The following is a 21,096-nucleotide window of genomic DNA, read 5'->3' on the forward strand; positions in this document are numbered from 1 at the left end:
TATACTATAAAAAAATGAAAGAAGGAAATACCTAAATGCCTGATAATAGAATTCCTTGGGATCAATATTTTATGACGCAAGCTGCATTACTATCATTAAGAAGTACATGTGAAAGATTATCTGTTGGTGCGATACTTGTTAGAGATAAACGGATTATTGCAGGCGGATATAACGGCGCTGTTTCAGGGGATGTACATTGTATAGATGAAGGTTGCTACCTTGTAGACGGACATTGTGTACGAACGATTCATGCAGAAATGAATGCAGTTTTACAGTGTGCAAAGTTTGGCTCAGCGACAGATAATTCAGAAATTTATGTGACAGATTTTCCTTGTTTACAGTGTACAAAAATGCTACTTCAATCCGGCGTGAAAAAAATATATTATTTACGTAATTATCATAATGATGATTATGCCATATCACTATTAGAAAGAAATAATGTTATTTTTGAGCAAGTAAAAGTTGATAAAAATTATATTGAAGAAATTGTTCTGAATAAAATATTTTCAGAATAAAATCAGTTGAAGCAGTTGATCTATTTTTTGCGACGTTAGTTATTGGAATAACAAGTTTATATGTTGTAAATTACAATCCTATTTGGATTATTTTCGCTATCGTTATTTTTATACGAATTATTACGTTAAAACGTTCGATAACTTTTTATATTTGTTGTGTCTGTATTTTAATTTTTGGTATTTATTTTTACAGTAATGCGAAGGAAAGCCAGAAGCAAGTTGTAGTTGAAAAAGAGGTACAAAATGTTAATGTGAAAATTTACCCTGATGATTATTCAATCAATGGTGATTTGGTTAGTTTTGATGGACAAATAATTTCTAATTCACAAAAAATTCGAGGATTTTATAACTGTAAGTCACAAAATGAACTCAATAAGATTAAACATAATAAACACACTAAAATTATAAACGTTGATGCTAAGCTACAAAAAATTAAATCAGCGACAAATGAAAACGAGTTTGATTATCAAAGTTTTATGCGAACTAAATCAATTTACAATAGTATGACTATTATAAAAGTTAATAATAGTGAAAAAAATGTCATGAATTTATCGCTTGAATCCGTGATAAGTAAGTTACATGAATTACGAGCAGAATTAAAAAGTTATTTTAATTCTTTATCCAATCCGTTAGATAAATTTTTGAATGCTTTGGTAATTGGTGATAAGACTCAGGAATTCAATCAGGATTTAGCCTCTATAAGACAATTAGGATTAATTCATTTATTCTGTTTATCGGGTTTACATGTATATTATTTTGTGATGTTAATAAGAACGTTAGGAAATAGACTATTAATCCCACGTGAGACAGTAGCCAAAGGATTACTTTTTTTACTTCCATGCTATTTAGTTATTGCAGGGGAATCTAGTAGTTTACGACGTGCAATTTTTATGTGTATGGTTCAACTTATTTGTGAACTAATTGATAAACCTGTCCAAGGGATTACGGTTTGGTGTTTCGCTTTGTTAATAGGATTGGTGATTGAACCACAAGTACTGTTCACATTTGGCGGTCAGTTGAGCTATCTAATGTCATTACTACTAATCTTTATGGAGAATAAAGGTACTTTTGAATCAGGTATTTGGCTAAACTTATTTAGTTTGCCATTTATTTTTTTCAACGTTTATCAGTGGAATGTTCTATCAATTGTACTTAGTATTTTTATTATTCCTATTTTTGAATTCTTAATCCTACCAATTGTAATTTTTGGAGGAATGGTTGGGATTCATTTTAAGGTTGTTATGGATGGGATAAATACTGTATTAAAAACGTTTATTTATTTTTTTGATGAACTAGCACGTTTACCATTAACGATAACGTTTGGTAAACCCAGTTTAAATATGTGCATGCTATTTTTCATGTGCACCTTAACATGTTTTTTACATCCTTCGTGTATTAAAAGATGGGCAATATTAGTTAGTTTCTATGTTATGGTATTTCTATGGATCCATTTTCCAATTCGGCAAGAAGTCGTTTTTTTTGACATTGGTCAAGGGGATTCAACATTGATAAGAAAGCCGTTTAATAGGCAAATTACATTAGTAGATACAGGCGGTAAAGTTCATTTTAAGATGGATAGCTGGCGAACTAGAAAGGAGTATCAAACTTCTGGTGAAAAAATTATTACTAATTATTTATTAAGCAAAGGAATCAGTCATATAGACTATTTATATTTGACGCATCAAGATGCAGATCATATAGGTAATTTTCCGTCTATATTAACCAAAATAGACGTCGATAGAATGATTGTTCCATCTGGAATGGAACAACTGCCACAATTCATTAAAAAAATAGAATCTACTCGACCGCCTAAAATGGTGATACCTATGACAGATAATAGTAAAAAACAGGATGCTGAATTGATGATTCTACATCCTTTTAATCAAGGTATAGGAAAAAACGAAGATTCTCTTGTTTTATTTGGAACAATCGGGAAATATAGCTATCTTATTACTGGCGATTTGGACCGAGCTGGTGAAAAAAAGGTTATTCAAAAATATCCCAATTTACAAATATCAATTCTTAAAACAGGTCATCATGGCAGTAAAACTGCGACTGATCCAATATTTATTGATCAAATAAAACCGAAGTTAGCGGTGATTTCTGCTGGTAAGAATAATAGATATGGCCACCCACATCAAGAAACATTAGATACTTTGAAAAAATATCGAATACCGTTTGTTAGTACAGCAGAGCATGGTATGATAAGAATCAGCAAGTTTCAAAATTATAAAGAAAAATTAGAAGTTTTTAACAATGAAAAGAGCTGATAAATATGAATTCACAGGCAATAATTTCAACGTTATCTCTTGAAAATGTGAAGCCAGTAAATCTTGTCTTAGGTAATGAGACTTATTTAATGGAAGATGTAAAAAAAGCATTTACTGAGTTGATACCTGAAGAAGAGAGAACGATGAATTTAGGTAAATATGATATGGAGGAGGTTCCGTTGGCTAAAGCATTAGATGATGCGATGTCTGTTCCTTTTTTTGGTGATAAGCGCTTAATTTTTATTCAAAATCCTTTTTTTCTAACGTCAGACACTAAAAAAAGAAAAATTGAACACGATATTGATGGTCTTTTATCTTATTTAGCTCATCCGGAACCAACAAGTATTGTAGTTATATTTGCGCCTTATAAAGAATTAGATGGTCGTAAAAAGATTAGTAAGATGCTTAAAAAATTTAGTCTAGTTATTGATAATCAACCGTTAAATGAGCGTGCAACGCGACAGTTTATAGCCCAAGAGATGGCTAACAAATCATTTGAAATAGATGAAAACGCTTTGGAATTATTTCTAGAAAGAACCAATACAGAATTATCAACAATCATGAATGAATTGCCAAAGTTATTTTTGTATAATTTTGAAACCCACCGAATTACATTATCATCTGTTGAAAATTTAGTTTCTAAAACTTTAGAACAAAATATATTTGATTTAGTAGATGTTGTTATTTCAAATAATATTGAAAAATCAGTAACGTTGTATCATGATTTAATTTTACAAAATGAAGAGCCAATTAAGATAAATGCAATATTATTGGGACAATTTAGATTATTATTACAAGTGAAAATTTTGCAAGATAAAGGTTACTCACAAGGAGATTTAGCTAGTGTTTTAAAAGTGCATCCTTATCGAATTAAGTTGGCACTTCAAAAGATAAAGAAATTTAATAGAAGTGATTTGAGGAAAATTTATTTAGCGTTAATTGATTTAGAAAAAGCAATGAAGACGACACAACAAGATCAAGAAGGATTATTCTCATTATTTATGCTTCAAATTAATCGTATAGATGTATAAAATAAAAAATACCCAGTAGATTATTAATCTACTGGGTATTTTTCTGAAAACTTATTTAGCGTAACGAGCAGCCATACGAGACTTATCACGAGCAGCTTTGTTTTCTTTGATCAAACCTTTAGAATGTGCTTTGTCGATTGCAGTAATAGCAGCTTTGTATAAAGCATCTACATTATCGGCACCAGCAGTCTTAGCTTGTTCAAACTTCTTTACAGCAGTACGCATTGTGCTTAATTGAGCAGCATTTTTAACGTTTGCTTTTTCATTCGTTTTTACACGTTTAATTGCAGATTGAATAATTGGCATTTAAGTCACCTCCACTTATCATGATCACCTTATTGGTTCTCAACAAATATTTCAACAACCATTATTATACCTAACCAAATTAGTTAATGCAATGAAAACTTGTAAAGGATTTTTACTTGATAGTAATAATTAGATAAGAGAAGTTATAAAAAACTTGCAATATACTCTAAATTTTAGTAAGGTTAGATTTGTTCCAAGTAACCTTTAACTTAGTTTGTTGACGTCTCACCGACGACTTACTCGGTTTTAGGCATTTAGATTCAGAAAGGTGGGAAACACTAATGGCAATTACAAATGAAAAGAAAACAGAAATTATGAACGAATATGCTCGTCAAGAAGGCGATACAGGTTCTGCTGAAGTACAAATCGCTGTACTTACTGCAGATATCGTTGAATTGAATGCACATATCGGCGTTCATAAAAAAGATTTCGCTTCACAACGTGGTTTGATGAAGAAAATCGGACATCGTCGTAACCTTTTAGCATATTTACGTAACAAAGATATTCAACGTTACCGTGAATTGATCCAACGCTTAGGTCTTCGTCGTTAAAACTAAAAGCAAAACTCTTAATAAGAGTTTTGCTTTTTTTATTTTTAAAATTTAAGATATGTCTACTATAAGTGAGTTAAATGTAAAACGTTCATAAATTTTATGGTATAATTGAGATTCAAATAAAGAAAAAGAAGGTTTTTTTCAATGGACGGATATAGAGTTGCGGTTGTCGGTGCTACAGGCGCTGTTGGAACACGAATGATTCAAATGCTAGAAGAAACAAGTTTACCCATCAATAGTATTAAATATTTGGCATCTAAACGTTCTGCAGGACAAGTATTAAAATTTAAAGGTCAGGATGTTATCGTAGAAGAAACAACATCTGATTCTTTTGAGAATGTTGATTTGGCTCTATTTTCTGCTGGCGGTAGTGTATCTAAAAAGTTTGCACCTGAAGCAATTAAACGTGGTGCAGTTGTTGTAGACAACACTAGTGCGTTTAGAATGGATCCTGATGTCCCACTAGTAGTTCCTGAAGTTAATGAACAGGCACTTTATGAACACAAAGGACTAATTGCTAACCCAAATTGTTCAACTATCCAAATGGTAGTTGCACTAGAACCAATTCGTAAAAATTACGGTTTAAAGAAGGTTGTTGTTACAACAATGCAAGCTGTTAGTGGTGCTGGAAACTTAGCTATTCAAGAATTAAAAGATGAAACACAAGCTTATCTTGATGGCGAAGAGATGGAAGCAAAGATTTTACCAGCTTCTGGTGATAAAAAGCATTATCCAATTGCATTTAATCCACTACCACAAATTGATGTTTTTGAAGACACAGGTTATACACATGAAGAATGGAAAATGATTCATGAAACGAAGAAAATAATGTCTAATCAAGATATTCAAGTTACTGCAACATGTGTACGTGTACCAGTTGTTGTTAGCCATTCGGAATCTGTTTGGTTTGAAGTTGAAAGTCATGATGCTTCTGTTAAACAAATTCAAAATATTCTTGCAGATGCACCCGGTGTGGTTTTACAAGATAATCCGGAACAACAGATATATCCACAAGCAATTAATGCCACTGGTAAGAAAGATACATTTGTTGGTCGTGTTAGAGCTGATTTAGAACAGGATAATGCCTTCCAATTATGGGTCGTTTCGGATAATTTGTTAAAAGGTGCTGCATGGAATTCAGTTCAAATTGCTGAAAAATTGCATGAATTAGATTTATTAAGAGTTCCAAAGTAAAAAGAAAGGAGTGAATTAAGCGAATGTTTGAAAATGTAGATATAATGACAGCTATGGTCACACCATTTAATGATCAGAATCAAGTGGATGAAGATCGCTTAATTAAATTAATTGAACATTTAATTTTAACAGGTTCAAAAGGTATCCTGGTTAATGGTACTACGGGCGAATCGCCTACGTTGAATCATTCTGAAAAATTAAATTTGATTAAAAAAACAGTGGCAATAGTTAATGGTAGAGTTCCAATTATGGCTGGTACAGGATCAAATAATACTATGGAGACAATTGATTTTACCAATGAGGTAGCCGCTATTACTGGTGTGGACGCAGCTTTAGTTGTTGTGCCATACTATAATAAGCCTAATCAAAAAGGTATGATTGCTCATTTTGAAGCAGTTGCAAATGCTTCGAAATTGCCTATTTTCATTTATAATATTCCGGGTCGTACAGGCGTAACTATGACTGTTGAAACAATTGTTAAGTTATCTAATAATAATCATATTATTGGTATTAAAGATTGTACAGGTAGTGAAAATTTAAGTCGTATTGTTGAACAAACGCCAGATGATTTCTTGGTGTATACTGGTGAAGATACGGATAGTTTGACTGCAAAAATCTTAGGAGCAAGTGGTGTTATTTCTGTTGCAAGCCATATATTTGGTATTGAAATGACTAAAATGTATCAAGCTGTACAAGATGGAAATATTAAGCTTGCAGGAGATATTCAAAGAGAGTTGACGCCAAAAATGGCTGCACTTTTTTCTCTTCCATCTCCTGGACCAGCTAAAGCAGCTTTAAATTACAAGGGTATCTTAGTAGGTGGGTGTCGTTTACCAATAGAGGCATTAACTGACAATGAAATAAATCAACTAGTGAAAATACTAAAAATATAAAATATGTAAGAGGTGAAGTAATGAGTAAAGTTAAAATAATTCCACTTGGTGGCGTTCGAGAAAATGGTAAAAATATGTATGTCGTTGAAGTGGATGATGATCTATTTATTTTTGATTCTGGATTAATGTATCCAGAAAATGGCTTATTAGGGATTGATATTGTAATTCCTGATTTTAGTTATTTGAGAGAAAATAAAGAACGAATTGTAGGTGTTTTCTTAACACATGGGCATGCAGATGCAATTGGTGCATTACCATACTTTGTGAGTGAATTTGATGTGCCTGTTTTTGGATCAGAATTAACAATTGCATTAGCAAAAATTAATATTGAAAATGATCCTAAGGCAAGTAAATTTTCTGATTTTCACGTTGTTAATGATCAGACTGAGATTGATTTTGGTAAAACGACAATTTCATTCTTTAAAACGACCCATTCAATTCCTGAATCATTAGGAATCGTTTTAGGTACTGATGAAGGGCAGATTGTTTATACAGGTGATTTTAAGTTCGATCAAGCTGCGGCACCAGTTTACCAAACAGATTTTGGACGTTTAGCTGAGATTGGTAAGAATGGTGTTTTAGCGTTATTAAGTGATTCAGCTAATGCTGAGAACCCATTCCCAACAGTCAATGAAAGTGCAATTGACGAATACATTAATGAAACATTTGAATATCAAAAAGGTCGTATTATTGTTGCCTGTGTGGCATCAAATATATTACGAGTACAACAGATACTAAATGCTGCAAAGGAAAGTCATCGAAAGGTTATATTAACAGGACACGATGTTGAAAAAATCGTTAAAACAGCTATGGATTTGAAGAAATTAGTTCTTCCTGATGAAAATTTAATTGTTCCAATGAGTGATATTAGCAAATATGACGATGATCAACTAATTATATTGGAAACAGGTAAAATGGGTGAACCTTTAAAATCATTACAGCGAATGGCTTTAAATCAACATTCAACTGTTAATATTCATGAAGGAGATCTTGTTTTCATTACGACAACAACGTCAAAAGCTATGGAAACTAATGTGGCAAAGACAAGAGATCTCATTTACCGAGCAGGAGCTGATGTGAAAGCAATTTCTGATGAATTAAATTCTTCAGGTCATGCTGGTCAAAATGATTTACAACTAATGATCAATTTAATGAAACCAAAATACCTGGTTCCAATTCAAGGTGAATATCGATTACTTGCGGCACATGCTGATTTAGCACATACATTAGGAATGCCATATGATCATATCTTTATTACTGGTAAGGGTGATGTTTTAAGTTATTCTGAAGGAAAAATGAATTTAGGATCGCAAGTTGAAGCAGGAAATACCATGATTGATGGTATTGGTGTTGGTGATATTGGAAATATTGTACTGAGAGATCGTAAAATACTTTCTGAAGATGGTATTTTTATTGCAGTCGTCACAATTGATCGTAAAAAGAAAAAAATCATAAACAAGCCTAAAATTACATCAAGAGGATTTGTTTATACAAAAACGAGCCTTGATTTAATTGAAAAGAGTGCTGAAATTGTGTCAGAAACAGTACAAGATAATTTGAACAATAAAGAATTTGATTGGGGACATTTAAAACAAGATGTTCGTGAAAAAATGAGTCATTTCCTATATGAACAAACAAAACGACGTCCAGTTATTTTACCTGTTATTATGGAAATTAATCAGTATCATAGAAAATCAACAAAGTCTAAAGAAGTTAAACCGGCGGAAACAAAAAATAACGAAAAATAATCAAAAAGGGATAACACAAATGTTGTTATCCCTTTTTTTAGAATAAATAGAGGATATTATGGCAGAAATTATTCCGTTTCCCGACCAAGAGAAACAAAATTATCAGTTAGCAAAAAAGGCTGTAAGTGACAAAAATTATCAACTAGCATCACAATTATTCACAAAAAATTATGATGGTCATCGTAGTTTTAAAAATAATAAATTATTGGTTAATTCTCTAGTTTTGGATGCTCAATTTCAAGAAGCGTTAATTATCGCTGACGAATTTTATAGCGATTACTTAAAACGTGGGGATCAATTTGCAGTTTATTTAAATATACTGTTAAAAAACAATAAATTTATTCGAGCTTGGCAATTGGTTAAAGAGCAACCTTTTGCCACATCACTAGTTTTGGATGCTGAAAATGAATGCCGTGAAAAATTCGATAAACAACTTAGACAAAATGAACGTCAATTTGCACACTTAGGTTCAGTGGACTTTTTTGGACAGCAACAAATTGTTCAAAGTGGACTGGTACTACCTAAAAATGAATTCTTAGATGCTTGTCAAAAAATATTTATGGATAAAGACGTACATCCAATTATAAAATCAAGTCTATTGCAAGAGGTACAAAAGATACCTAATAATATTGAAATAATAAACTATTTATGGGTTGATGGAACTCAGAAAAAAATTGACGTAAAAAAATTAGTTGCAAATGAAAATGAACCTGTATTACTGACAATTAATCAATTAACAAAAAATGATGAGGGAACTATTGATGTACAAATGAATAATTCTTTAAATCATATGTTAAATTTAAAATTGGGGATGATTTATCCTTTTGCAAGTGATTTTTTGGGTATTGAGAAAGAATGGATTGAATTAGTAAAAAGTGAGTTAGGTATGGAATCCACTTTTAAAAGGACTGAAAATTTAACGTATATGGTTGAATTAAATGCATTACTTTCGAAAGAATTAACTGAAATTATGAATTAATGATTAGGTAAAGCTAGCCGTTTACAGTAATCTATGATATTCTAATAAAGAATCCAAAATTTCACTTAGATTTAGTTGTATGAGCGTAGATTTAACCAGGTTATTTTAAGACGAGATAAAAAGTTTCAGTATTCTTTAAATAGGTATTTACAAAACTCTAAACAGTCTATATAATATTTTAAGGATTCTTCTTTATTTGATGATAATGTATTTTGTTATTAAATAAAGAAGTAGTATAATAAAAACAAAGAATCATCAGGGTTAGATTTTCTAAAACTGTTTTATTCTTACAAAAACACTAGGAGGCTCTTATTCATGGCAAAAGAACATTACGAACGAACAAAACCCCATGTTAATATTGGTACTATTGGACATGTCGATCATGGGAAGACAACTTTAACAGCTGCAATTAGTAAAGTATTATCAGACAACGGTTTCGGTGAAGCAGCAGATTTCGCTTCAATCGATGCTGCACCTGAAGAACGTGAACGTGGTATTACTATCAATACTGCCCATGTTGAATACGAAACAGCTGCACGTCATTACGCACATATCGATGCTCCAGGACATGCTGATTACGTTAAAAACATGATCACTGGTGCTGCACAAATGGATGGTGCTATCTTAGTTGTAGCCGCAACTGATGGCCCTATGCCTCAAACACGTGAACATATCTTACTTGCTCGCCAAGTTGGTGTTGATTACCTTATCGTGTTCTTAAACAAAACTGATTTGGTTGATGATGAAGAATTATTAGACCTTGTAGAAATGGAAGTTCGTGAATTATTAAGCGAATATGATTTCCCAGGCGATGATATTCCTGTTATCCGTGGTTCAGCTCTTAAAGCCCTTGAAGGCGATCCAGAAGCTGTAAAACAAGTTGAATTATTAATGGATACTGTTGATTCATACATCCCAACACCAGTTCGTCCTACAGACCAACCATTCTTAATGCCAGTTGAAGATGTATTTACAATTACTGGTCGTGGAACTGTTGCTTCAGGTCGTATCGATCGTGGTACAGTTAAAGTCGGAGACGATATTGAAATTGTTGGTTTACATGAAGATGTTCTTAAAACAACAGTTACAGGTATCGAAATGTTCCGTAAAACACTTGACGAAGGTGAAGCCGGCGATAACGTTGGTGCTTTACTCCGTGGTGTTGATCGCGAACAAATCGAACGTGGACAAGTTCTTGCACAACCTGGTTCAATCAAAACTCACAAATTATTCAAAGGCGAAGTTTATATCCTTTCTAAGGAAGAAGGTGGACGTCATACTCCATTCTTCTCAAACTACCGTCCTCAATTCTTCTTCCATACAACTGATGTTACTGGTGTTATTGAATTACCAGAAGGTGTAGAAATGGTTATGCCTGGTGATAACGTTACATTTACAGTATCATTAATCGCCCCAGTTGCTATTGAAAAAGGTCTTAAATTTACTGTTCGTGAAGGTGGCCGTACTGTTGGTGCCGGAGTCGTTTCAGAAATTGATGATTAATTTTTAATTAATTAAAAAAAGAAATTCGGAAAGCTTTTGCTTTTCGAATTTTTTTTTATAACCATTTACAATCTAGTAATGATACGGTAAAATAGACAAGTATATAAATAGTACGAATATAAAATTTTTGTTCTACCGGAGGGAAAACAATGTCAGCAAAATTTGAAAAAACAGGTAAAAACAATGGAGAAATAACATTCGAAATTGAAACTGATAAAATTAAAGAAGGATTGGAAAAAGCTTTCTTAAAAGTTAAGAAAGATTTAACTGTTCCTGGATTCCGTAAAGGAAAAGTTTCACGTCAAGTATTTAACAGAATGTATGGTGAAGAATCATTATACGAAGATGCTTTAAACATTCTATTGCCAGAAGCATACGAAAAGGCACTTGAAGAAGTTAAAGTATCACCCGTTGATCAACCTGATATTAACATTGATAGTTTAGAAAAAGATTCTACATGGGTCCTTAAAGCTAAAGTTACACTTCAACCAGAAGTTGAATTAGGTGACTATAAAGGATTAACTGTTCCTAAACAATCACGTCGAGTAACTAAAAAAGACGTAGAAGATAGTTTAGAAGCAAAACGTCAACAACAAGCTGAACTTGTACTTAAAGAAGACGAAGCAGCTATTTCTGGCGACACTGTTATCATTGATTTTGAAGGTAAAGTTGATGGCGTTGCATTTGATGGTGGAAAATCAGAAAATTATACTCTTGAATTAGGTTCAAATTCATTTATTCCTGGATTTGAAGACCAATTGGTAGGACATAAAGCTGGAGAGGATGTTGACGTAAAAGTTACATTCCCTGAAGATTACCAAGCTGAAGACTTACGTGGTAAAGAAGCAGTATTTGCTGTTAAAGTTCATGAAGTCAAAGGCAAAGAACTTCCAGAAATGGATGATGAATTTGCTAAAGATGTTGATGAAGAAGTTAATACGCTTGAAGAATTACAAGCAAAAACAAAAGATCAAATTAAAGAAACAAAAGAAGCTGCAGCTAAGGAAGCAATTCAAGATGCAGCAATTGAATTAGCAGTTGATAATGCTAAAGTTGATGAAATTCCTAATTCAATGATTGAAGAAGATGTTCATCGCCAAATGGATCAATACCTTGCAAATATGCAACAACAAGGAATTGACACAAAGATGTACTTCCAATTAACAGGAACAAGTGAAGACGATTTACACAAACAATTTGAAGAAGGCGCAGAACGTCGTGTTAAAACAAATCTTGTGTTAGAAGCTATCGTTGCCGCTGAAAAAATTGAACCTTCTGAAGAAGAAGTTTCATCTGAAATATCAAACTTAGCAGAACAATATGGTATGGAAGAAGAAGCAGTTCGTTCTGCTCTTTCAGACGATATGGTAAAACATGATATTGCTATCAAGAAAGTTGTTGACGAGTTAGCTGACTCAGCAGTTGAAGAAGCAAAAATGAAAAAATAAATAATTAATCGGATATTTTGATTAATCATTTTGAATGAATGAGATTGAAGCGAGTTTATTAGCTTCAATCTTTTTTGTTAAATACATTTGAACGTAAATATTCGCGAAATATTGCTTTATTTGGTACTATAGGTATGCATAAAGTAAAAGATGAGAAGAAAAATACGAGGTGGTAAAATGTTCGAAAATACTGAAGAAGGCGGACCCGTAAATTGTTCTTTTTGCGGTAAGTCACAAGATCAAGTAATGAAAATCGTTGCTGGACCTGGTGTTTATATTTGTAATGAATGTGTTGATTTATGTAAGGAAATTATCGACGAGGAATTCAGGGAACAAATGGATTCTGAACCATTACTTGTATTAAAACCACAAGCAATTATGAATAAATTGAATGATTATGTAATTGGGCAAGATCAATCTAAAAAAACGTTGTCAGTTGCGGTTTATAATCATTATAAACGAGTTAATCATATGCTTGAAGTTGACGAAGATAATGACGAAACAGAATTACAAAAAAGTAATATTTGTTTAGTTGGTCCTACGGGATCAGGTAAGACATATTTAGCACAAAGTTTAGCTAAAATTTTAAACGTACCATTTGCTATTGCAGATGCCACTACTTTAACTGAGGCTGGATATGTTGGTGAAGATGTTGAAAATATCCTTTTAAAATTATTGCAAAGTGCAGATTATGATGTTGCAAAAGCTGAAAAAGGAATTATCTACATTGATGAAATCGATAAAATTGCTAAGAAGAGTGAGAATGTTTCAATCACACGTGATGTATCAGGTGAGGGTGTTCAACAGGCACTTTTAAAGATTCTTGAAGGTACTATTGCAAGTGTTCCGCCTCAAGGTGGACGTAAACACCCACAACAAGAATTAATTCAAATAGATACTAAGAATATTTTATTTATTGTTGGTGGGGCATTTGCTGGAATTGAAACAATGGTCAAAAATCGATTAGGCGATAAAACGATTGGTTTCGGTGCTGAATCCAATTCTGAAACTATTGATGAACAAAATAGTGTTATGCAACAAATTATTCCAGAAGATTTATTAAAATTTGGATTAATTCCTGAATTTGTTGGTCGTTTACCAATTATGACAGCTTTAGAAGAATTAAAAGAAGAAGATTTAGTTCGAATTTTAACGGAACCTAAAAATGCATTGGTTAAACAATATACAAAACTTGTTGAATTAGATGGTGTGACGCTTGAATTCGAACCTGAGGCATTGTCACGAGTTGCCGAACTTGCTATTAAGCGAGATACTGGGGCACGAGGTTTGCGATCTATTATTGAAGAAACAATGCGTGATGTTATGTTTGATATTCCAAGCCAAGAAGACATCGAGCGCGTAATTATCACTAAAGCAACAGTTGATCAAACTGATGGTCCTGTAATAATTAAAGGGAGCAAGAAAGCAGCATCTTAAAGTCTTGTTAGAGTATAGTCATTTAAAGACTGTCAAATATAGTGAGTACACTCTAAAAAAAAGACATAGTAATGAATATAAATGTAGTATAATGAATTTAAGGTTAATAATTTTAATAAATAATAAAGGGTGGACGTCATGAATAAAACAATAAAAAAAGCGATTTTGTTCGGATTTTCTGGGGTATTGTTGGGTGGACTTGGGTTATTCAATAAGTCTGTTGAAGCTAAGGCTCCTGCAAATAATATTGGGTACAGTGTTCAAAGTATTCAATCTGATAAACAAGTTAAAGCTAGTTTGAAACAATCATACTTTGATTTGAAATTGGATGCTAAGGAAAAAGAAACGATTTCAGTTAAAATCTTTAATTCATCAGACAAAGCATTAAAAATTCGTAATGCTGTTTATACAGCATCTACAAATGATAATGGTCAGCTTGAATATGCAAAAGAATTAGCAAAAAAGAATATTGATAAATCAATGAAATATCCTTTAGCTTCACTTACTAAGTTAGATTCAGGTAGTGTCGTAACAGTTCCTGCTAAAGGAAGTAAAATCGTTAAGGCTACAATTACTATGCCAAAAGATAGTTTCAACGGTGTTTTGTTAGGTAGCTGGTATTTTGAAAAAGTTGATAATTCAACTAAAGAAACAAGTAATAAAAAAGGGATTTCAATTTCAAATGCATATTCATATGCAATTGGAATTAAAATTTTAGAGAAGAAGACGGTTGAACCAAATATGAATTTATTATCAGTTAAAGCTGGTATGAGAAACTATCGTAAAGGTGTATTCCCTGTATTCCAAAACGATAAAGCCGTAATTATTCCTAAATTAACAATTAAATCTGAAATTATGAAAAAGGGTTCAACAGATGTTTTAGAAAATACAACATTAAAGAACCTATCAATGGCTCCTAATTCAAATTTCAAATTCCCAATGCTTTATGACAAGGGTCAATTAGAAGCTGGAGACTACACATTAAAGGCTGTAGCAACAAGTGGTAAAAACACTTGGAAATTCAATAAAAACTTCACAATTACAAATGATGATGCAAGTAAGTACAACAAAGATGCTATTGGAGATCCACAAAAAGCAACAAATCCGCTATGGTATGTTGCTTTAGGTCTTGGTCTCGCAATCCTAGTGATACTAATCTTTTTCCTTATTAAAAGATATGTTGATAAGAAAAAAGCTGATAAGTAAGTATTTAATATTATTATTTATTTTATTTTTCAGTATGCTCGTGACACTTAAAAGTGTGTCTGCAGACATAACGTATGGGTACAGTACGTTACCTAATACGGTTAACAAATATGTTAAGAAAAATAATTCAGAATTTGCAATTTATTCTGATAGTAATAATAGAGAATCACCTTATTTGCAAATAATCGCAACTGATGGATTGACACCATCATGGCAATTGAAAGGTAGGCTACAATATAAGTCAAACGATATTGTACATGTTGACTTATTTCGGCCAAAGTTACAGTCTGGATTAAAGAATATGCCAAGAACTTATGGTGATCTAATTTCTGGAGATTCAACTAATATAACAGCAAATGCTAAAGATAGTAGTGGGGAATATTTATTTTATTGGCCCAATACTTTAATTCAGATTTTGACAACGCATGTGGTAACATATTCGGAAGTACAAATAATTTGGATTATCCAAACGGCAGCAACAAAATAAAAGCTTTACAACATCGAATTATTTAATTCATGTTGTAAAGCTTTTTGATTCAGATTAAGTTACATTAACACATTTTTATATGGTAAAATGGTTTGAGTATTGAAAGGAAGGTGTTTAATATGGATGTTCATAATGTTGAACTTGTTATGAGTGCCGTTGCACCAGCACAGTATCCAACAGATGGTATTCCTGAGATTGCACTGTCAGGACGTTCTAATGTTGGAAAATCATCATTAATAAATACGTTAATAAATCGTAAAAGTTATGCGAGAACTTCTAGTCAGCCTGGAAAAACGCAAACATTGAACTTTTATAACGTGGAACAAAAATTATTTTTCGTAGATGTTCCAGGATATGGATATGCAAAAGTGTCAAAAACAGAACGTGCAAAGTGGGGACAAATGATTGAAACCTATTTAGCAGAACGTACTTCTTTAAGAGGGGTCATTTCATTAGTTGATGCTCGACATGAGCCAACAAAATTAGATGTTCAAATGGTTGATTTTCTTCACTATTACGATATTCCTGTATTGGTTGTTGCGACAAAGAGCGACAAAATTTCTCGTGGTAAGTGGAATCAACATGAGAGTATCATAAGACGTTCATTGTCTTTGACACCTGAAGATGATTTTGTTTTATTTTCGGCTCAAGACAAATCTGGAAAAGAAGAGATTTGGCAATGGATTGAAAGTCATACAGAACTAGGAGAAAAAAATGGAATTTAATGAATATCAAGAAGCAGCAAATCGCACATTATATGGAACTGAACAAGTTTTAACAAATTGTGCATTAGGTGTTGCGGCTGAAGGTGGACAATTAGTTGATTTAATTAAAGATTATACTTTTAAAGGTCGAGAATTAGATAAAGTGAAATTAACTAAAGAAATGGGAGATGTACTTTGGTATTTATCCCAAATTGCTGAATGGGCCGATATTGAATTTGATGATGTTGCAAGAGATAATATTTTAAAATTAAATAAACGTTACCCAGATGGATTTAAAAAATAAAAAAATTCAGATAAGTTTATAACTTATCTGAATTTTTTTATTTTTTAGGTTTCGATTCTTTAACATCAGAACTAGGCTTCTCTTCCGTTTCTGAAGACTTAAGTTCAACTTTAGCAGGATCTTTAGGGTCAAGTGCAAATTTATCAAATAAACTTTCCAAGTTATCTTGGCGTTGGATTTTTAAGCTCATAATTGTAGCCTCCTTATGTAAATATAGAATAACAGTTTATTAAAATGAATACAAGACAACTGATTAATGCATAAAAAGCGCTTTAAATAACTTTTATATGTATAAAGTCATTTATTATATGTATTTAATTGCATAAAAAATCTTTGTAGCATATAATCGATTTATTCACTAATAAGAGAAATTAAAAAAGAGGAGTAAATTGATGCAAATAAATAAAAAATGGTTTATAGGTATATTAATCGCATTTTTCATGATGTTAGTTGGTAGTAATCAAGTAAGTGCTGCAACTGGTAACTCTTTACAGAATGTTAAGGATAAGGGAACGTTAGTACTTGGAACAAGTCCAGATTATCCACCCTATGAATTTCAAACAACAGTTAATGGCGATGATAAAATCGTTGGATTTGATATTTCAATTGCACAAAAAATTGCTAAAGACATTGGAGTTAAGTTAGTAATTAAGAAAATGGATTTTGACTCATTACTTGTTGGCTTAGAAACTAATAAAATTGATATGGTTATTTCAGGTATGAATCCGTCGGATGATCGTAAAAAAAGTATTGATTTTTCAGATGTTTATTACAATGGAAAACAAATGATGTTGGTTAATAAGACTGATGAAGATAAATATAAGACTTTAAATGATTTTTCTGGGCTATCAGTTGGGGCTCAAACTGGATCGCTTCAATATACAATGAGTAAAGAACAAATAAAAAATGTGAATATTAAAGGGTTGGCTAAAGTAACCGATTTAATTTTAGCGCTTAAAAGTGGTAAGGTAGCGGGTGTTGCCATGGAAGAACCAACTGCTAAAGCATACGCACAAAATGATAGTTCATTAGCAGTTGTTAATCCTGGATTTATCTCAGCGCCTGATGCAAGGGGAGCTGCAGCCGGATTTGCAAAGAATTCCGATACTTTGGTGGCAGCTGTAAATAAGTCTATTAAAGAAATTAAAAAGAAAAATTTAATAAATACGACATATTTACCTGAGGCTAGTAATTATTTAACAAAAAATACATCGGATAACACAATGATTCACTATTGGAAATATTTTGCCAAAGGAATTGGTTATACTTTATTAATAACGGCGGTTTCAGTTATTGTTGGTGTTATATTAGGAACGTTGCTAGCACTCATGCGTTTGGGCAAAAATAAAGTGATTAAAGTAATTGCAGTATCCTACATTGAATTTGTTCGTGGAACGCCTCTAATGATTCAAGTGATGTTTGTGTACTTCGGTATTGGAATGTTAGTAAATATTCCAGCGCTAATTGCAGGTATTATTGCTGTATCGCTTAATTCAGGCGCATATATAGCTGAAGTAATACGATCGGGAATCTCTTCTGTTGATGATGGACAAATGGAAGCAGCAAGAAGTTTGGGGCTTTCACAGAAAGAGACGTATCAGTCTGTTATTATTCCACAAGCACTAAAAAATATTTGGCCAGCTCTGGGAAATGAATTTATAACATTAATAAAAGAAAGTTCAATTGTTTCTATTATTGGTGTGACTGATTTAATTTATCAGATGAAAATGGTTCAATCAGCTACTTATAAAGGTATTGCGCCTATCTTTGTTGCAATGTTAATTTACTTTGTTTTAACATTTAGCTTATCTAAATTATTAAATTACTTTGAAGGGAAGATGAAGCATGTCTAAAATTATTGAAGTTAATAAATTAAGAAAATCCTTTGGAAAAAATGATGTTTTAAAAGATATTTCTGAATCAGTTGATAAAGGACAGGTTATCTGTGTGATTGGACCATCAGGATCTGGTAAAAGTACCTTTTTACGTTGTCTGAATCTACTTGAAGTTCCTACATCAGGGGATATTTTATTCGAAGGTGAAAATTTAACAAGTTTAAATGAAAAAGACTTAAATCAATTGAGAGAAAAAATGGGGATGGTTTTTCAAGGTTTTAATTTGTTTCCAAATATGAATGTAATTGAGAATATAAAATTGGCTCCCATGAAAGTTAAAAATATATCAGATAAAGAGTCAGCTGATATAGCTACCAATTTATTAGAAAAAGTTGGATTAGCAGATAAGGCACTACAATATCCAGATAGTTTATCTGGTGGTCAAAAGCAACGAGTTGCGATTGCCAGAGCATTAGCCATGGATCCAGAAGTACTCTTATTCGATGAGCCAACTTCAGCATTAGATCCTGAAATGGTCGGAGAAGTACTTAAAGTTATGAAAACGTTGGCTAGTGACGGAATGACGATGGTAGTTGTGACACATGAAATGGGTTTTGCTAGAGAAGTAGCAGATCAAATTTGGTTCATGGATCAAGGATATATTCAAGAAAAAGGACGTCCAGAAGATGTTTTTGATCATCCGACGTCAGAACGTGCGCAAGATTTTTTATCAAAGATATTGTAAAAAAATAGATTTCAGATAGACTCCCGTCTATTTGGAATCTATTTTCTTTATTCAAACGCTTGTTCGGGGTATAATTAAAGCATATATTAACGTAAAGAAGGTGCCTCGATTGGCTTCAGAGCATATCGAAAATAAATTAGCATTATTACCAGCATTACCAGGATGCTATATCATGAAAAATTTAAATAGTCAGATTATTTATGTTGGGAAAGCAAAAAATTTAAAAAATCGGGTGCGTTCTTACTTCAAAAGTGCGCATGATGGAAAAACAGCTAAATTGGTTTCTCAAATTGTTGATTTTGAAACAATTATTACATCCACTGATAAAGAAGCATTTCTGTTGGAAATTACTTTAATTCAAAAACATCAGCCGTATTATAATATAAAATTAAAGAAAGGTACTGGATATCCATATATTAAAATTACAAATGAAAAAGACCCAATGATGCAAATCGTTAGTCAGGTTAATAAGGACGGTGGATTTTATTTTGGTCCTTATCCAAATGTTTATGCAGCTCAGGAAACATTGCAGTTTTTACAAAAAGTTTATCCTTTAAGAAGATGCAATGGATTTCAGAAGCGACCATGTTTGTATTATCATATGGGGCAATGTTTAGGCTCTTGTTTTAAAGAAGTTCCGCATGAAAAATATGAGGCTCAAATAAAAAAAATCAAATCATTTTTAAATGGTAATGTGATTGTAGCAAAACAAAAACTAAAAAAAGAAATGAGTAAGGCAGCGGATGAAATGTTATTTGAACGTGCCGCTGAATTACGTGATCAAATTCATTTTATTGAAGTTACTGTTGAAAAACAAAAAATCATTTCAAATGATAATACACCTAGAGATTTGTTTAATTTCTATCTGGATAAAGGTTGGTTGTCAATTCAAGTTTTCTTTATTAGGCAAGCACGATTAATGAAGCGAGAAAAAAGACTTTTTCCAATTGTAACAACGGCTGAAGAAGAAATGGCAACTTTTATCCTTCAGTTTTATAATCGAAAAAATAATGTGTTACCAAAAGAAATATTAGTTCCAGCAGGAATTGATACAGATATCTTATCTGATATCTTACAAGTACCAATTCGGACACCACAACGTGGGCAAAAAAGTGAACTTTTAAAATTAGCTAAAAAAAATGCTCGCTTAGTTCTTGAAGAAAAATTCAGATTACTAGAATTAGATGGGCGCAAAACAACTGGTGCCATGAAAGAAATTACAGACGCTATGGGGATTCCAGAAGGTCATCGAATAGAATCTTTTGATCACTCACATATACAAGGGACTGATCTGGTATCAGCCATGGTTAGTTTTATTGATGGTAAACCTGAGAAGAGCGAATATCGCAAATATAAGTTGAATACAGTTGATCATGCGGATGAAGCAGCAAGTACACGTGAAGTTGTTCGCCGACGTTATACACGTCTTTTGAAGGAAGGTAAGCCTATGCCAGATTTAATTTTAATGGATGGTGCTGAAATACAAATAGAAGCTGCAAAAGACGTTTTAAGTAATGAATTAGATTTAATGATTCCAGTAGCGGGGATGGTTAAAAATAACAAGCATAAAACATCTGATTTAATGTTTGGTGATGCTGATCAAAGACTATCATTGGATCCAAAGAGTGAAGGGTTTTACCTTTTACAAAGGATTCAAGATGAAGTCCATCGATTTGCCATTACCTTTCATCGTCAAGTTCATTCAAAGAACTCACTTAGTTCTCGTTTAGATTCTATCCAGGGTGTTGGGCCAAAAACCAAAACGAAATTGTTAAAAGAATTTGGGTCGATGAAACATATTAAAGACGCTTCAATGGAAGAGTTACAAGGATTAGGTATTTCAAAGACAGTCGCACAAACAATAAAATTATCATTATAAATTTACAAAAGGAGTCCTTAATGACAGAGATTTATGTCATTAAGGACTCCTTTTTATT

Annotated in this window: 20 protein-coding genes; 18 read left to right on the plus strand and 2 right to left on the minus strand. The window is 32.4% G+C overall.

Going from position 1 to position 21,096, the window contains the following annotated elements:
• Positions 1 to 35 precede the first annotated feature (35 nt).
• The 3 genes from AC1RPW_RS05765 to holA all read left to right on the plus strand — a co-directional run bounded on the left by AC1RPW_RS05765 (position 36) and on the right by holA (position 3,816).
• Entirely contained in the window at positions 36 to 515 is a 480-nt protein-coding gene (locus AC1RPW_RS05765) for a ComE operon protein 2 (RefSeq protein ID WP_409022402.1), read from the plus strand.
• Positions 516 to 766: 251 nt separating this feature from the next.
• A complete protein-coding gene (locus AC1RPW_RS05770; RefSeq protein ID WP_481761708.1) occupies positions 767 to 2,785 on the plus strand; it encodes a DNA internalization-related competence protein ComEC/Rec2 in 2,019 nt (672 codons plus the stop codon).
• A 5-nt stretch (positions 2,786 to 2,790) separates the two neighbouring features.
• Positions 2,791 to 3,816 carry a DNA polymerase III subunit delta gene (gene holA / locus AC1RPW_RS05775; protein WP_481761709.1) on the plus strand — a complete coding sequence of 342 codons (1,026 nt, stop codon included), beginning with the start codon at positions 2,791 to 2,793 and terminating at the stop codon, positions 3,814 to 3,816.
• A 51-nt stretch (positions 3,817 to 3,867) separates the two neighbouring features.
• Here holA and rpsT read toward each other — a convergent pair whose 3' ends face one another.
• Positions 3,868 to 4,122, minus strand: coding sequence for a 30S ribosomal protein S20 (gene rpsT, locus AC1RPW_RS05780; RefSeq protein WP_409022404.1), 255 nt, complete (start codon positions 4,120 to 4,122; stop codon positions 3,868 to 3,870).
• A 281-nt stretch (positions 4,123 to 4,403) separates the two neighbouring features.
• On the opposite strand from rpsT, the gene rpsO reads away from it, so the two are divergent.
• The 12 genes from rpsO to AC1RPW_RS05840 all read left to right on the plus strand — a co-directional run bounded on the left by rpsO (position 4,404) and on the right by AC1RPW_RS05840 (position 16,579).
• Positions 4,404 to 4,673, plus strand: coding sequence for a 30S ribosomal protein S15 (gene rpsO / locus AC1RPW_RS05785; protein ID WP_409022405.1), 270 nt, complete (start codon positions 4,404 to 4,406; stop codon positions 4,671 to 4,673).
• A 147-nt stretch (positions 4,674 to 4,820) separates the two neighbouring features.
• On the plus strand, positions 4,821 to 5,870 hold the full coding sequence (locus AC1RPW_RS05790; protein WP_481761710.1) for an aspartate-semialdehyde dehydrogenase: 1,050 nt from the start codon (positions 4,821 to 4,823) through the stop codon (positions 5,868 to 5,870).
• A gap of 23 nt (positions 5,871 to 5,893) precedes the next feature.
• Positions 5,894 to 6,763 (plus strand): 4-hydroxy-tetrahydrodipicolinate synthase, encoded by an 870-nt coding sequence (gene dapA / locus AC1RPW_RS05795; protein ID WP_481761711.1) that lies wholly within the window; start codon positions 5,894 to 5,896, stop codon positions 6,761 to 6,763.
• Between the two features lie 20 nt (positions 6,764 to 6,783).
• Positions 6,784 to 8,511 carry a ribonuclease J gene (locus AC1RPW_RS05800; protein WP_409022408.1) on the plus strand — a complete coding sequence of 576 codons (1,728 nt, stop codon included), beginning with the start codon at positions 6,784 to 6,786 and terminating at the stop codon, positions 8,509 to 8,511.
• Positions 8,512 to 8,569: 58 nt separating this feature from the next.
• A complete protein-coding gene (locus AC1RPW_RS05805) occupies positions 8,570 to 9,490 on the plus strand; it encodes a hypothetical protein (protein ID WP_481761712.1) in 921 nt (306 codons plus the stop codon).
• A gap of 315 nt (positions 9,491 to 9,805) precedes the next feature.
• Positions 9,806 to 10,993 carry an elongation factor Tu gene (gene tuf / locus AC1RPW_RS05810; protein WP_409022410.1) on the plus strand — a complete coding sequence of 396 codons (1,188 nt, stop codon included), beginning with the start codon at positions 9,806 to 9,808 and terminating at the stop codon, positions 10,991 to 10,993.
• A 149-nt stretch (positions 10,994 to 11,142) separates the two neighbouring features.
• Positions 11,143 to 12,441 (plus strand): trigger factor, encoded by a 1,299-nt coding sequence (gene tig / locus AC1RPW_RS05815; protein ID WP_409022411.1) that lies wholly within the window; start codon positions 11,143 to 11,145, stop codon positions 12,439 to 12,441.
• Positions 12,442 to 12,618: 177 nt separating this feature from the next.
• On the plus strand, positions 12,619 to 13,878 hold the full coding sequence (clpX, locus tag AC1RPW_RS05820) for an ATP-dependent Clp protease ATP-binding subunit ClpX (protein ID WP_409022412.1): 1,260 nt from the start codon (positions 12,619 to 12,621) through the stop codon (positions 13,876 to 13,878).
• 138 nt (positions 13,879 to 14,016) lie between these two features.
• Positions 14,017 to 15,084 (plus strand): WxLIP family cell surface protein, encoded by a 1,068-nt coding sequence (locus tag AC1RPW_RS05825; protein WP_409022413.1) that lies wholly within the window; start codon positions 14,017 to 14,019, stop codon positions 15,082 to 15,084.
• Between the two features lie 34 nt (positions 15,085 to 15,118).
• Positions 15,119 to 15,571 carry a hypothetical protein gene (locus AC1RPW_RS05830; protein WP_481761713.1) on the plus strand — a complete coding sequence of 151 codons (453 nt, stop codon included), beginning with the start codon at positions 15,119 to 15,121 and terminating at the stop codon, positions 15,569 to 15,571.
• Positions 15,572 to 15,690: 119 nt separating this feature from the next.
• Positions 15,691 to 16,296, plus strand: a complete 606-nt coding sequence (gene yihA / locus AC1RPW_RS05835; RefSeq protein ID WP_481761714.1) for a ribosome biogenesis GTP-binding protein YihA/YsxC — start codon at positions 15,691 to 15,693, stop codon at positions 16,294 to 16,296.
• Positions 16,286 to 16,579: a nucleoside triphosphate pyrophosphohydrolase family protein gene (locus AC1RPW_RS05840; RefSeq protein WP_409022416.1), complete on the plus strand. Its 294-nt coding sequence runs from the start codon at positions 16,286 to 16,288 to the stop codon at positions 16,577 to 16,579. Before yihA ends, AC1RPW_RS05840 begins: the two co-directional genes overlap by 11 nt.
• Positions 16,580 to 16,616: 37 nt before the next feature.
• Here the strand turns inward: AC1RPW_RS05840 and AC1RPW_RS05845 are convergent, their stop codons facing one another.
• Positions 16,617 to 16,769 (minus strand): SPJ_0845 family protein, encoded by a 153-nt coding sequence (locus tag AC1RPW_RS05845; RefSeq protein ID WP_409022417.1) that lies wholly within the window; start codon positions 16,767 to 16,769, stop codon positions 16,617 to 16,619.
• Positions 16,770 to 16,971: 202 nt separating this feature from the next.
• On the opposite strand from AC1RPW_RS05845, the gene AC1RPW_RS05850 reads away from it, so the two are divergent.
• The 3 genes from AC1RPW_RS05850 to uvrC all read left to right on the plus strand — a co-directional run bounded on the left by AC1RPW_RS05850 (position 16,972) and on the right by uvrC (position 21,038).
• Positions 16,972 to 18,432, plus strand: coding sequence for an ABC transporter substrate-binding protein/permease (locus AC1RPW_RS05850; protein ID WP_481761715.1), 1,461 nt, complete (start codon positions 16,972 to 16,974; stop codon positions 18,430 to 18,432).
• Entirely contained in the window at positions 18,425 to 19,159 is a 735-nt protein-coding gene (locus tag AC1RPW_RS05855; RefSeq protein ID WP_409022419.1) for an amino acid ABC transporter ATP-binding protein, read from the plus strand. Before AC1RPW_RS05850 ends, AC1RPW_RS05855 begins: the two co-directional genes overlap by 8 nt.
• A gap of 109 nt (positions 19,160 to 19,268) precedes the next feature.
• Complete coding sequence (uvrC, locus tag AC1RPW_RS05860; RefSeq protein WP_481761716.1) at positions 19,269 to 21,038, plus strand: excinuclease ABC subunit UvrC; 1,770 nt, start codon at positions 19,269 to 19,271, stop codon at positions 21,036 to 21,038.
• The last annotated feature ends 58 nt before the right edge of the window (positions 21,039 to 21,096 follow it).

The sequence above is a fragment of the Dellaglioa sp. CoH-55-MRSF-8 genome, assembly GCF_056782195.1.

What these genes read in the sequence shown, in the direction of transcription:
- AC1RPW_RS05765 (WP_409022402.1), top strand. Translation starts at nt 36, where the DNA reads ATGCCTGATAATAGAATTCCTTGGGATCAATATTTTATGACGCAAGCT.
- holA (WP_481761709.1), top strand. Translation starts at nt 2,791, where the DNA reads ATGAATTCACAGGCAATAATTTCAACGTTATCTCTTGAAAATGTGAAG.
- rpsT (WP_409022404.1), bottom strand. Translation starts at nt 4,122, where the DNA reads ATGCCAATTATTCAATCTGCAATTAAACGTGTAAAAACGAATGAAAAA.
- rpsO (WP_409022405.1), top strand. Translation starts at nt 4,404, where the DNA reads ATGGCAATTACAAATGAAAAGAAAACAGAAATTATGAACGAATATGCT.
- AC1RPW_RS05790 (WP_481761710.1), top strand. Translation starts at nt 4,821, where the DNA reads ATGGACGGATATAGAGTTGCGGTTGTCGGTGCTACAGGCGCTGTTGGA.
- dapA (WP_481761711.1), top strand. Translation starts at nt 5,894, where the DNA reads ATGTTTGAAAATGTAGATATAATGACAGCTATGGTCACACCATTTAAT.
- AC1RPW_RS05800 (WP_409022408.1), top strand. Translation starts at nt 6,784, where the DNA reads ATGAGTAAAGTTAAAATAATTCCACTTGGTGGCGTTCGAGAAAATGGT.
- AC1RPW_RS05805 (WP_481761712.1), top strand. Translation starts at nt 8,570, where the DNA reads ATGGCAGAAATTATTCCGTTTCCCGACCAAGAGAAACAAAATTATCAG.
- tuf (WP_409022410.1), top strand. Translation starts at nt 9,806, where the DNA reads ATGGCAAAAGAACATTACGAACGAACAAAACCCCATGTTAATATTGGT.
- tig (WP_409022411.1), top strand. Translation starts at nt 11,143, where the DNA reads ATGTCAGCAAAATTTGAAAAAACAGGTAAAAACAATGGAGAAATAACA.
- clpX (WP_409022412.1), top strand. Translation starts at nt 12,619, where the DNA reads ATGTTCGAAAATACTGAAGAAGGCGGACCCGTAAATTGTTCTTTTTGC.
- AC1RPW_RS05825 (WP_409022413.1), top strand. Translation starts at nt 14,017, where the DNA reads ATGAATAAAACAATAAAAAAAGCGATTTTGTTCGGATTTTCTGGGGTA.
- AC1RPW_RS05830 (WP_481761713.1), top strand. Translation starts at nt 15,119, where the DNA reads ATGCTCGTGACACTTAAAAGTGTGTCTGCAGACATAACGTATGGGTAC.
- yihA (WP_481761714.1), top strand. Translation starts at nt 15,691, where the DNA reads ATGGATGTTCATAATGTTGAACTTGTTATGAGTGCCGTTGCACCAGCA.
- AC1RPW_RS05840 (WP_409022416.1), top strand. Translation starts at nt 16,286, where the DNA reads ATGGAATTTAATGAATATCAAGAAGCAGCAAATCGCACATTATATGGA.
- AC1RPW_RS05845 (WP_409022417.1), bottom strand. Translation starts at nt 16,769, where the DNA reads ATGAGCTTAAAAATCCAACGCCAAGATAACTTGGAAAGTTTATTTGAT.
- AC1RPW_RS05850 (WP_481761715.1), top strand. Translation starts at nt 16,972, where the DNA reads ATGCAAATAAATAAAAAATGGTTTATAGGTATATTAATCGCATTTTTC.
- AC1RPW_RS05855 (WP_409022419.1), top strand. Translation starts at nt 18,425, where the DNA reads ATGTCTAAAATTATTGAAGTTAATAAATTAAGAAAATCCTTTGGAAAA.